General features: G+C 57.9%; 12 protein-coding genes. 8 read left to right on the top strand and 4 right to left on the bottom strand.

Going from position 1 to position 12,292, the window contains the following annotated elements:
- Both AC0L20_RS12960 and AC0L20_RS12955 read right to left on the bottom strand, forming a co-directional pair.
- The coding region (locus tag AC0L20_RS12960; protein WP_473288829.1) for a hypothetical protein at positions 1 to 383 on the bottom strand (383 nt) is incomplete at its 3' end.
- 131 nt (positions 384 to 514) lie between these two features.
- The gene (locus tag AC0L20_RS12955) at positions 515 to 1,114 is read right to left on the bottom strand and encodes an SGNH/GDSL hydrolase family protein (RefSeq protein WP_473288828.1); all 600 of its coding nucleotides are present in this window, start codon (positions 1,112 to 1,114) and stop codon (positions 515 to 517) included.
- 865 nt (positions 1,115 to 1,979) lie between these two features.
- Between AC0L20_RS12955 and AC0L20_RS12950 the strand changes: the two genes are divergently transcribed.
- Positions 1,980 to 2,237 carry a hypothetical protein gene (locus AC0L20_RS12950; RefSeq protein WP_456768633.1) on the top strand — a complete coding sequence of 86 codons (258 nt, stop codon included), beginning with the start codon at positions 1,980 to 1,982 and terminating at the stop codon, positions 2,235 to 2,237.
- Positions 2,238 to 2,463: 226 nt separating this feature from the next.
- On the opposite strand, the gene AC0L20_RS12945 is transcribed toward AC0L20_RS12950, so the two are convergent.
- Both AC0L20_RS12945 and AC0L20_RS12940 read right to left on the bottom strand, forming a co-directional pair.
- The gene (locus AC0L20_RS12945) at positions 2,464 to 2,655 is read right to left on the bottom strand and encodes a hypothetical protein (protein ID WP_473288827.1); all 192 of its coding nucleotides are present in this window, start codon (positions 2,653 to 2,655) and stop codon (positions 2,464 to 2,466) included.
- A 319-nt stretch (positions 2,656 to 2,974) separates the two neighbouring features.
- Complete coding sequence (locus AC0L20_RS12940) at positions 2,975 to 3,142, bottom strand: hypothetical protein (RefSeq protein WP_155809755.1); 168 nt, start codon at positions 3,140 to 3,142, stop codon at positions 2,975 to 2,977.
- Between the two features lie 799 nt (positions 3,143 to 3,941).
- Here AC0L20_RS12940 and AC0L20_RS12935 point away from each other — a divergent pair.
- The 7 genes from AC0L20_RS12935 (at position 3,942) to AC0L20_RS12905 (ending at position 12,271) form a co-directional block, all read left to right on the top strand.
- Complete coding sequence (locus AC0L20_RS12935) at positions 3,942 to 4,211, top strand: phasin family protein (protein WP_051462794.1); 270 nt, start codon at positions 3,942 to 3,944, stop codon at positions 4,209 to 4,211.
- A gap of 420 nt (positions 4,212 to 4,631) precedes the next feature.
- A complete protein-coding gene (locus AC0L20_RS12930) occupies positions 4,632 to 4,790 on the top strand; it encodes a hypothetical protein (RefSeq protein ID WP_197031148.1) in 159 nt (52 codons plus the stop codon).
- Between the two features lie 29 nt (positions 4,791 to 4,819).
- Positions 4,820 to 5,254 carry a YybH family protein gene (locus AC0L20_RS12925; RefSeq protein WP_473288826.1) on the top strand — a complete coding sequence of 145 codons (435 nt, stop codon included), beginning with the start codon at positions 4,820 to 4,822 and terminating at the stop codon, positions 5,252 to 5,254.
- Positions 5,255 to 6,047: 793 nt separating this feature from the next.
- Positions 6,048 to 7,577: an SUMF1/EgtB/PvdO family nonheme iron enzyme gene (locus AC0L20_RS12920; protein WP_473288825.1), complete on the top strand. Its 1,530-nt coding sequence runs from the start codon at positions 6,048 to 6,050 to the stop codon at positions 7,575 to 7,577.
- A 17-nt stretch (positions 7,578 to 7,594) separates the two neighbouring features.
- Positions 7,595 to 8,038, top strand: a complete 444-nt coding sequence (locus tag AC0L20_RS12915) for a DUF4399 domain-containing protein (RefSeq protein WP_473288824.1) — start codon at positions 7,595 to 7,597, stop codon at positions 8,036 to 8,038.
- 662 nt (positions 8,039 to 8,700) lie between these two features.
- The gene (locus AC0L20_RS12910; protein WP_456768629.1) at positions 8,701 to 10,743 is read left to right on the top strand and encodes a hypothetical protein; all 2,043 of its coding nucleotides are present in this window, start codon (positions 8,701 to 8,703) and stop codon (positions 10,741 to 10,743) included.
- A gap of 640 nt (positions 10,744 to 11,383) precedes the next feature.
- On the top strand, positions 11,384 to 12,271 hold the full coding sequence (locus tag AC0L20_RS12905) for a Bug family tripartite tricarboxylate transporter substrate binding protein (protein ID WP_245446915.1): 888 nt from the start codon (positions 11,384 to 11,386) through the stop codon (positions 12,269 to 12,271).
- The last annotated feature ends 21 nt before the right edge of the window (positions 12,272 to 12,292 follow it).

The following is a 12,292-nucleotide window of genomic DNA, read 5'->3' as shown; positions in this document are numbered from 1 at the left end:
ACTGCGGCGGTGCCCAGCTGCTCCATTTCCTTGTCAGCAGTGTAGGCTGAAGCCGCTCGTCGATAGGCGATTGCAACTGTTGCGTATGCATCCGTGATCAGTACAGCTGAATGGTCGTGCGCATCCTTGGCTTTCCGATCACGTACTTGGACGACTTTTGTCGCCGCCTGAGCGGCTAATTCAGCAAGCTTCTCGTTACTTAAACTCGGATCATCAATACCAGGCTGACATGCAGAAGCCGCGCCGGCGATTGCCTGATAGTATTGGCGCTTTTGCCACTCATTGGCCGTCAGGTAACTCTGCAGCAGGCGGCGAGCCCTCACTTCAAGCTGCTTTCGATCGCTTCGGATCTTTTGATGATCTGAGCTAAGCCAGCGGAGCATCGTTTGCCTATTCCACTTCGGCGCCTAACGCAAAGATCAAGGGGCCATAAGTTCCATCAGCACACTTGAGCTTGTGTTGACGTCGATTACAGCCTTCAGGTCTAGCGAATAAGAACGAATTCTACGATGAATCAAGTGAGAGGAAAGAGGGAGTTGAGCGTAGGTCGAAAGTAATTTGCCTCCATGTTGCTTTGTCCGCCCTGCGAAGGATGCGTGCCGTCAGGGTATAAAGCTTGGTTTGCGGCAGCGGAGTCAGACCCCCAGGTCGGATCGGCAGCCCAATCGACGACAAAATCGCACTTTCCTTCATCTGGAAAACGCCGCAGGGCTGCGTCGGCGGCGGCCCGATTAACATTGAAGATAATTTCGTTACGAGGATTATGCGTGCTGATTCCGAGCTGCACGATTTTGCGTGAGGACTTAATTGCTTCCTGAAAGTTGGCTAAATAACCGACAAATGCCGCCAGCCACGCTGATGCGTCACTCGAACGAAGATCGTTTTGTCCCGCCTGAACGAACAGGATGTTCGGGACATCCTTGAATGCGGCGATTACTGACGATTGTCGGCCGAGCATATCTGCAAGAAGAGCACCATCCGTCGCAAAGCATTGCTGACTAGTCTCATGGATAGCGTTTAGTAGGTAGAGGGTGTGATACGATGTCGTCCTAGCCCCGCCGTTATCGACACTGGAGCTTGAACCTTCAACGATGAGGTGACGGATCAGATGCATTCGGCTTCTCCCAGTTGCAGACCAAGGGTGCAGCGCTACGAGAGCATTTGGCCCACCACCTGCTCGGCTGGAGCGCATGCCCTGCGCTGGTCGCACGACTCTTTGCGCCCTCCCAATAATCTGCTTTAGCGCCCTGTTCTTCTTAAGTGACTTCCATTTGGAACGAGATCGAGCTGGGGCGTTTTTTCCTATGCAGCATAGGAGCCCACAATGCGATCTTCCACATTTCTCTTCGTAGCGGCGCTAGTTTTGACCAGCGCCTCGGCGCTGGCGCAAGCTGGCGGAGGTGGTTCAGGTGGAGCTTCTGGAGGAGGAACAGGCTCAGGCAGCACGGCGGCCGGCTCGATGTCGAGCAGTGGCACCGCGAGCGGTACGGGTGGTTCGCCCGGACCTAACACAAGCAACGCTCTCAACTATCAAACCACGGGAAATCGGCTGGGCAATCCCGCCAGGAATGAGAACAACGGCTCTTCTACCCCCGCCAGCGGCTACGTCACCGACCCTACGATGAACAAGGCTGTGCAGGATTTGGGGAATACGAACACTGGTATTGTAGCGCCGAATCGCTAGGCCTCCCCTCCCACAGTGGACGTTCATCAATTCCGGCTACTTCTCACGAGGATAGACCAATCTCCTGATGGGTGGACCGTGCCGTCTGCAAACCTCGGGAAAGAAAAAGACCGCCAGAGCAGGGCCTAATCGCTGATGTACCGCCGCCACGACGCGCAGAACATGTCGGGGCCGAGGAGTTTTGCCAAGTGGTGTACACGATTAACACAATCATTCGCGACAAAGGGTGGCGATTCCCGCCTACGTCGCGGGCAAGTCAAGCCAGGCATAGGCGCTTGAGGTTTTGATTCCAGCGATGAAGCACGTCACTGAACGCCCTTTTGCCGATCCAGAGGCTGCCGCCCGCCAGCTCGTTCAGCTGGCTTCGGGCATTGGGGCAGTACAGGACGGCAGAATCTATATCGAGAAGATCAACTACACGTTCAAGGGAAGCGGCACGGAGTTCGGCGCCGGCATCAAGTCTGCATTCGAGCGCGACTGGTTCGATCTGCACGAAAGCGGCACCTATGTGCGACTCCTGACGCCGGGCAAGGATTTGCTGGCGAAGGCATGAAGTGGTCCGCTTTCGACGAGTCGATCGTGCTGCCAAACCGCGGCAAGTTGGTGACGCTGCTTGACGCTAGTGGCAAGCCGCGATGGACCGTTGATTTTGGTCGCGGAAGGTGGAAGCCGACCATGTTTGCCCGCATCGGTAGCATGCGGGCGTTGAACGGGCACTAGAACCACACTGAGGCCGACGCAAGCTGAACAGGATCAATGATCACGGCTGCCCCTGAGGGTCACCAACCTATCGCATGCTGCACATCGCGAAGCACCGTAGCTGTGCTTCGTGTATAGCGGCCATCGTTCCAGCGATGATCCGCCGCATATGCCGCAATCGCAGCAAAGATGATTGCAAATCCGATCTTGCCCATTATCCAACTGCGCTCGCCCGCGCTCAAAATGAACTTCGGGATCAAATTGCTACGCAAGACTGTCGTCTAACGAAAATTTCGATGTGCGCGGAAGTGTATTTCTCACGGAAAAGCCGCAGCGTGGTTCCAGCCCCACTGCGGCATTCCCGGTCAACTTGAAATTGGTTGGTATTTAAATCGCGCCGGTGTTCTCACAGTAGAACACCCCGTTCCGAAAATGGACTCCGGACAACTACCGGATTCCGGTTTTGTACGCATTGTCGATATAGGGCTAACGTGGCATCGCATGGCTTCCAGCCCCCAATGCTCCCGGCAGCCGATCCAATTGCGGATTAGAGCGCCGGGAGTGCTAGGCCGGCCAGCGTGACCGGAGCCCTTAACCCCGCAGTTGAAGGCCGAAGTTTTCCGCCACACGCTTCACCGATGAAATGTATCTATCCAACGCACTCGCAATCTGTACCGCGCCGGCGCCTTCGCGCGACAGAGCGAGCAAGAGTTGCACCTCTGCATCGGTCCATTCTTTGGGTTTGTCGTTTCTCTTCATCCACGCGATGCTTGATGGATCATCAGACTGTTTCAGATAGGAAGAAAGCCCGCCAGGTGCGTTAGCTAGCGGGCTTCCGGCCGAAGGTCGCAGCGAGTTCACCATTGCGACCGACGAATATGAACGCAACTAGGTTTACAGTTTGTTAGCGGCGGCTGCGTGGCTTGTTGCTTGGGACAGGGCCGTGGGGGACATACGCGGCCTTGTGCTCGAGGTGAGAGCCCGCCAGCTAGCCCGCCTCGGCGGCGCTCTCCCTCAGCATGGATGGTTCAGATTAATCACTAATGCGGGTTCGTGATTTAGATCATACTTCCCTTGCCCGACGGCCCGGTATGATCGGTTCACCGGGGCTGGCTTCATATTTCACTTAGATCTTTTCCACCCGGATTTTTGACCGCGCGGGGCCGCAGCAGGATCTCCCTGCTGTGGCCTTCGCTCGCCGGGGCGCCGATGGAATTCCCAAAGATCGATCGCGACACGCTTCGCCTGATCAAAGCGTTCAAAGAGATCAAGAGTCGGGGCACGCGCCGCGCAATTCTCCTGCTTCTTGAGCAGCTAGCCCACAAGGACGGCGGAGCCTCAAACGCCGACCGGAAGGGCCATTAGGCCGTTAGAGGCAGCCTGTGACTCGAAGCCGTCCATCTTCAAATGTGAACTCCGTAAAACTACAGTCTACAAACTGTCATTGCTGCGGCGCACCAATTATGCTTGCTTTTTAGGCACCCCCACCTTCATAAGACACCGTGATCAATTGGATCGGAGATCTCCTCCGGGACTGATCGACCAAGGACCATTTAACATGACCGATTTTTCCAACATTCAGCAGCATCTTACCGCTATTACAACCGCCCAGACCGATTTCGCGAAATCGTCGTTCGAGGCCAGCAAGGCCTATTTCGAGAAGCTTGCAGCCGTGAAGTCCCCCGACAAGTTCACCGAATTGACAACCGAATACGCCAAGTCTGCACAAGAGACGTTCTTCGCTGAAGCGACCAAGATCGGCGAGCTTTACAGGACTTTTGCGCAGGAAGCCTTCAAGCCGATCACCTCAAGCTTTCTGCCCAAGTGACCGCATCGCTCGGCCACTCCGACGCATTGAAGAAGCAGCGATAAGCTGCATCAGGCCCCGGCGGCCAACGACAGTGCTTGGATTACTAACGCAAGTAAGGATTTCGCGCCGTAGCACTTCGATTGTGACACGCTTTGTCCGCGAAATCTGTGCGCTGCAAGATGCGCGAAGGCCGTCAGCTCGAAACCATATGGCAGGTCCCACGAAGCGATCCTGAAACAGAACGGCACTAGCCTTCATCAGGTGGATAGGGGACCTCACGTCATGTGGACGATCATCAACGCACTCTATGAAGAGTACTGCCAGGCTCGCCTCGACGAGATGCTGCGGATCGATGCTGTAAAATAGGCGCTGACTCCGCGCCGTGATGGGCCGAGCGCGAGTTTGGTTCAGCCGCGATAGAACAAATTGGAGGGCAACATGGCGGCATTGACTACCCGTATTTTTCCCAAGGCGTCGGTCGAGACGATTGCTGACTTCGAGGCGTTCTTATCGGTATCTCTATTCTGTTTTGGCGGCTTGCTCGTGTCTGTGAGCATTATTGTTGCCGACAAGTACATGCCGGGCGAGTGGTTCTGACCGAATCGTCCTGACGAAGGCGAACCCCGATGGCGCGTACGATCGTACTTGCCGCATTCTTATTGATGTCGGCTTGCTATGTTGCCGCCGCTCAGCAGACTACGGCCGACCAGTATGCCGACCTGCAGAAGGATTTCGCCGAGGCATACAATCGCAAAGACGTCGATGCCATGGCTGCAGCTTTTACCAACGACGCTATTCGGGTGACGCCAAGCGGTATCTTCGTAGGCCGAGAAGCGATTCGCCGTAACCTGCAGGATGTCGTCAACTTGGACCTGCACGACTACTCGGTCGAGCGCAACGTGGCGCGGTCTTTCGGCAACTTCGTGTTCAATGCTGGCGAGTGGCAGGCCAAGCTCGGCGACCAACCTCTACACGGCTACTATACCGCAATCGTGGTCCGAGACGGTAGCGTGGCGAAGATCATGGAAGAGACCGTGACCATTGCTGCTCCTGGGCAGTGATGAAGCCTTATCATGAGGCGGAGATCGGCGTGCTGCGCTGGTTGGCATTGTTCTTCTAGCTGTGCAAACTTGCGGCTCAGTTCACGCCGAACGCCGGATCGCGCTCATGATAGGCAACTCCGCCATAAGAGCGTTCCTCCGCTCGCGAACCCGGTGAACGACGGCACTTTTGTCGGATGCCGCAGTCATCCCACCGCGGCGGCGGGGTCTCACAATTGCGCCTGGTGGGGTTGGCATGAGCACGCAGATGATGCTCGGGCGCCAATGGTCCTGGTCCCTAGCAGCGATTTGTCGTCATCGTCACGATGAACACTGGTCCCGTCTCACTGACGACGCGAAGTGTTCAACTTTCACCGGTCGCAGCCCATGCTCAAGGTCACGGGCAAGCCGAAGGGCCGCTCCCAGGCAGCCTCGTCGTCTTGAGGACTTCGCCCGTATGGTTAGTATGGGGGCGACTTCCTTCAAAGTGAAACTAGTACCTGCGCATTCCATGCAATGCCGAAAGGTATCGGAATGTTCTAGGACCGGCTGCTAGCAGCCCTATCGTCTCTTCGCCGCTGACATGCCCTCACGCCGCCCTATGGTCGCGGCGCCCAATACGTACGCTCGACAGTCATCGGCGGCGAGACCGCGTCCGAGGACCGGCAGGTAATATAGGATGGCATTTCGGTCGGCAACGCGATACAGACGAGTGCTTCGATATTGTCTGCGTTCATCGGTGTGATATTTTTTGGAATTCGATCCTTTTGGCGGATCGTATGCTGCGGTCGCCTTCCAGTTTTGTAGGTCCGCTATGGGCGAAATTCGCAACTTCCGATCCGGGAACAACGGTGAACCCCCTTCACATGGCGTGGGGCCTCGCCGTCTGGCAGCGATCATTGTCGGTGACATCGCTTCCTACAGCCGCCTGATGCAGGCTGACGAAGAGGGCACGCACGTTCGCGTCAAGCGGATCGAGCGGGATCTCATCCAGCCCAGCATCGTCGAGCACCATGGGAGCCTGGTGAAGACGACGGGCGATGGCTTCATCGCGATCTTCGACAGTCCAGTCGAGGCCGTCCGATGCAGCATCGTCATCCAGCAGAACCTCATCGGCCGCAACGCCTCGCTTCCGAAGGATACCCGGATCGAGTACCGGATTGGCGTCAATCTCGGCGACGTCATCGTTGAGTCTGACGATATCTACGGTGACGGCGTCAACATCGCCTCACGCATCGAGGGCATTGCGGGGCCTGGTCAGGTCTACATTTCGGGGGCGATCTACGAGCAGATCAAGCACAAGGTGGTGTGCGGCTACGAGTCGCTCGGGGACCGGAAGGTCAAGAACATCACCGATCCCGTCCGCGTCTATCGCGTGCTTCCGGATGCAGATGCAGTCGGCAAGACTAAGGGCCGGCGCGAGAATATCTTGATCTTCCTCCTGAGCCTCACGCTGCTGGTCATTGCCACCGGCGTGCTGTGGTACCTGCTGACGCAGGCGCCGGGCAAGGTGAGCGAGCAGGCCGCCCTGCCCGCTTCTCCTAGCGCTTCTCCTACCGCATCGCCAAGCCCGCAGCCTCCGCCGCGCGACGCGGCGCCGCAGACTTCTCCCTCGTCGGCTTCGTCGCCCCCCTCGCCCGCTCCGGCGCCAAGTCCATCGACCGTTCCCGTCCGCGAACCCGAGATGGTCGCCATTCGCGGCGGCAGCTTTGCAATGGGAAGCAATGATGACCCGACCGAGCGTCCTGTGCATCAGGTGACGGTCAAGCCATTCTCGATCGGCAAATATCCGGTGACCGTGCAGGAATGGAACGAGTGCGCCGCCGCAAAGGCGTGCAGCTTCACGGCCATCGGCAAGGACGATGCGCCGGTCAGCAATGTGAGCTGGACCGACGCGCAGCAATATGCGGCTTATCTCGCTCAGGCGACAAAGAAGACGTATCGGCTTCCGAGCGAAGCCGAATGGGAATATGCCGCGCGGGGCGGAACGCAGACCAAATATTGGTGGGGCGACAAGCTGCAGCCGGGCATGGCCGGTTGCAAGGATTGCGGTGATCTCCCGGCCGAGCAGCCAACGAAGGTCGGCAGCTTCAAGCCTAATCCGTTCGGGCTCCACGACATGGGCGGCGGTGTCGATCAATGGGTCGAGGACTGCTGGCACAAGACCTATCAGGGCGCGCCCGGCGACGGCTCGGCATGGAGCAGCGGGGACTGCAGCGCTCATGTTCTGCGCTCGGGCTCCTGGAAGAACGATTCGAGATATGTGCGGCCATCCAACCGCGACGGCTACGACACCAATGTTCGTTATCCCACGCACGGATTCCGCGTGGCGCTCAGTCCTTAGGTGGTGGAGTTGGTCTGATGCAGATCCTTCGTTGCGCCGCACTGGCGGCGGCGCTCGCATTGCTTCCGGGGGCAGCCTTTTCGCAAGGCAAGGCAGCGCCCAAGGACGCAAAGCTCTATTTCATCACCCCGCATGACGGGCAGAAGGTCCGTGGCGGATTTCTGGTTCGGTTCGGCCTTCGGAACATGGGCGTGACGCATGCCGGCGACGAGTATCAGAACGCCGGTCACCATCATCTGCTGATCGACGTCAACGACCCCATCGATCCCAAGGAGCCGATCCTGCAGGACAAGTCGCATCTGCATTTCGGGGCGGGACAAACCGAAACGCTGCTCGAACTTCCGCCCGGGACGCACACGCTTCAGCTCGTGCTAGGCGATGCCAAGCATTATCCGTTCGAGCCGCCCATTGTTTCGGAGAAGATCACGATACGGGTCAGGCAGCCCGTGACGGCGAAGTAAATCGCAAGCAGGGTCTAAGGTGTCATTCCACCATTGCCGTCACTGGCCGCCGCTGCTGCGATGCGTATATTTTTAAGGAGATCAGCTTCGAGCGACAGGACTGGCAATGAACCTGCACCCTTGGTGCTTTTCGGCCTGGCAGTCACCCCGATCATTGCGATTTGGCGTGGTTCGCTTTTGAGAGCTTTGAACCTTTTTCGCGATGCGAGCGTCTTATAATTGAAGCTTCCCTAAGCTTCACCCCCACCAGAAAGCCCCGCTTCCCCCGGCGGGGTTTTCGCTTTTGCGCGCTGCATCAACGCACCAAGCTTTCCAAGCGGCACCGCGAGCAAGCTTGGTTCGTTCTACGGCTTACTAGCCATCGGCGGTGTACTCATCGTGAAAAGAGCGCTCTTGGGCAAGCGTCGCAGAAGCTGATCGACCTGGAGCTTCCACGCTTTCCAGCGGACTTATCGATTTAGATCCGAGACGCTCGCTGAAACCAGGCTTGGGCCGCCACTAATGACAATCGGCCAAGCGCCAATCTCTAGGTGCAAACCAACTCGTATATTCATTTGCCGATGTGAGCGAGTTCACACGCGCTCCGCGCGTCCGGGCGTATTCAACTTTAGGGGACAAGGGATAGATGAAACGACCACGTCGACAGCACCGTCGGAGGTATCATGCTTCACTATTCATCCGAGACAGCAGAGCTTCTCAGAGAACACTATCACCCGCACTCGACCACAAAACCGGAGCACGTCAGGGTCACTCCGTCACCGGTTTTGGACAAACATGCCTATGCTAGGGCGTTGGCCGAAGGCTTGCGAGCCTCTACGAAGTTTGGACGCGTGGATGTGCTTGGACCGCGAGCGCTCCGGGAGCCCGTCAGCGGCGTCTATTCGTTGGCGCAATGGCAATCGGGATTCAAGCTCCAGAATGACCGCGGTACATGCTGGGCTTTTGCGGGTGCCGCGGCTTTGGAGGCGGCATATCGACGCAAGTATGGTCTGCTCATCGATGTATCCGAAGAATACATCTTTCATATGGGCAAAGCGTTTGCTTTGAATCGAGACAGCGCGGGGGCGGCAGCGCGTCCGGTAGAGAACAATTCCTCGCTGACCGGTTTCCAAGGCAGTGGAGATATTGCGGAGAAAATTTCGGAGAATGCCTCGCCTCCAGAGGATGCGGCTCCATACTTACAAAATCAGCAGACGTTGTTGGACATCTTACCCGTGTTGGGATTTGCAGGCGTGGAAGCAGTGGCGAGCCAAGAGGACTACGACGCCGTTGAATTTTGTGAACAACACATTCCGCTCCTGGCGCGGGTGAACGCTCGCTACAGAGCGGCGGGTTGGGGGTCTCTTGGCAACAACCCGAGCATCATCGCGCTGGAGAATACCATCCTCGCGGACCGCGAAGTAATCTGCGATGTCTTCCACAAGACCCCGAACATCGGAGGTCACGTGCTTTTGCTGATCGGCTTCGATCGCAATCGACAGGTGTTCTTCGCTAAGAACCACTGGGGCGAAGGCAAATTCATCGAGATCGCCTACAACAACGATCCGAACTGGCAGATTAATTCGGGCTGGTACATCACGGACGTCGTCGATCCAACGTTTGTGCAGAGCGAGGCTTGTTGGCTTGGCAACTGGCATGCAAACGTGGGGAACTCCTCGTTTCGGCTTATCCTGCGGAGGTCTGAGGATTTTGCCAATCCGGGGACGCCGACGAAGCTTGGGACGGCGTACTTGAGCGATGGGCCTCACGACGTGAACGGACTATTTCTAAACGGGGGCGCTCATCTGCGTATGTTTATTGCGCCGACAACCGCCCCAGTTTCCATTGGAACACTGAGCGGCTGGCAGATCGACGCCGACCTAAACTTTTCCGACATCTATAACGCGGCTGGGCAGGCCGGACAAGAGTCTGCCGCACTCTCCCGCTTCAACACACGCTTCGCAGCTCTGTTCGACAAGGGTGACGGATCGGCATGGCAAGCACGGCACGGGATCACCCCAGAGGCCTATCAATCGATTTTTGATTTGCTGGTCAGAGAAGGATACCGGCTGACCAATGTATGCGGATACAGCGAGGGGACGGGCTCCCGGCTCAATGCTGTCTGGCAACTGCGCGATGGCCCCGCATGGCAGGCGCGCCACGGCCTGACTAACGACCAGTACCAATCGACATTCGATGATCTCGTGGCAAAAGGCTACCAACTCGTTTGCGTCAGCGGTTACGCCGAGAACGGACAGGCCCGGTACGCCGCGATCTGGGAACAGCGGACATCTTCTGATTGGGAAGCGCGGCACGGGATGTCGCGGAGCCAATACCAGCAGACCTTCGACCAGATGGCCGCCGACGGCTTCGCGCCCGTGCAAGTTTGCGGTTTCCGGGTCAATGTTGATGTACGTTTCGCAGCGATCTGGGAACGGCGCCCTGGCCTGGAATGGGTTGGTCGGCACGGGTTGACGGCGAGTGAATACCAAAAGGCTTTTGATGACCAGAACGCCGCAGGTTTCCGTCTGGTTTCTGTGAGCGGGTATAGTGACACAGGGATCGCTCGCTACGCTGCAATTTGGCACAAGGACCAGCCGGGCGAATGGCAAGCACGGCACGGTCTCGATGGCGTGGCATATCAACAAGCCTTCGACGATCTGTCCCGGCGAGGATTCCGTCCCGTCCAGGTGTGTGGATACGGTGATGGATTTTATCCGGCCTAGACCCGGAGCTGCCGCCGCTCAGCAGCCGACAAGCTCTCGAACTGCGCGGCTAATTGTACCGATCACGCCGGCGAGGCGTAACGCCTCGCCCGCGTGATGATCATGTTACCTTTGCGGCCTGTAAGTGCTCCGGTCTTGACGGCTTGGCAGAAGTCTCGGCTCGGGATGGGTGAAGCAAGCTTTTCCGTATCCGTCTTTGACGTCGATAATTCTGTTCTGACTGAGTAAGTGTCCTCAGCGCACGGGTTGCAGCGAGACTCGCGGTGGTTGCAGAGTTTCAGAAATGGATGCCGACTTACTGCAGCTTCGCCGCGCAGGGGCCAGTAGACTAAAAATAAGCGGCCCGGCTCCGAAGGGTGATGAGCTCCGTCCGAGCCGGAATCTCAGCCAATCTTCATCATAATTTCAGGACAGTGACGCCCGGCCATGGTCTACTGGCAGCGGCTTAGTCGCGAACGCGGTGCCATCCAAGTCCTGGCAACATCGTGTTTGAAGACACTTTTCGAAATTCTCCTTCGAGGCCGACCGGGAGAAGCTAGTGGGGTTGCGAGACCTTCGAAATGTCGTCCGCGTCGCGATGCTTCTTGCCGGAGCCACCTGGGCGACTGTATCCACCTGTCGTGGAGACGACACCTGGCCAGTGCGCAATGTGAAGATCATTGTCCCATTTGCCGCAGGCTCCGCCAACGATGCAAGCGCGCGTTTCTATGCCGACGGTTTGACCAGGCGTTGGGGCAAGCCGGTCATCGTCGAGAACCGGCCCGGCGCCGATGCCGTCGTCGGAGGCGGCGCGTTTGCAAACGCCAGGGACGATCACACCCTTCTCTACGGGACCGCCTCGATGGTCACCGTGAGCCCGCTATTGCAGGACTCGCTTCCCTACGATCCGTCCCGGGACATGGTACCGATCGCCTCGACAGCTAGTTCGATCCTGGTCATCGCGGTCCACGACGGCCTCCCAGTGCGCTCGCTACAGGAGCTGGCGGAACTGGCCCGAGCGAAGCCCGGTGAATTGTCGTGGAGTTCGGGTCCAAGCCTGCCACACTTCGTGTTCGAAGCAATGCTGGCGCGGCACGGGCTTAAGCAGATCTACATCCCCTATCGGGATGCCTCGGCCCAGCAGGCGGATTTTGGCGAGGGACGCGTGCATATTCTTTCCCACGCCCTGCTGTCGGTGAGAGCTCCTGTCCTTGCGGGCAAGGCGCGGATACTGGCCGTCACAAGTCCCGAACGCCAATCAAGCTTGCCCGACGTGCCGACCGTCGCTGAATCCGGCTTTCCTGAAATGGAAATCGAGGGTCTTGCAGGTCTGTTCGGCTGGCGCGACATGCCGCTGGGGTTGCGCGACCGGATTTCCGCGGACGTGCAGGCGGTGGCCGCCGATCCCTTGGTCCGCTCTCGAATTGAGGCGAGTGGCGCGCAAGTCCTCGGCGGCACACCCACTGAGTTTTCCGCGGCCATTGAACGGCAGCGAACGCGCATCGAGCAGATCAACCGCATCGTCGATTTGAAAAACGTCGCAAGGTAGTGCGGCGCGAGAACAGGGAGG

Source organism: Bradyrhizobium sp. Kon58 (genome assembly GCF_055807455.1).
This window is presented reverse-complemented; position numbering and strand designations above follow the sequence as displayed.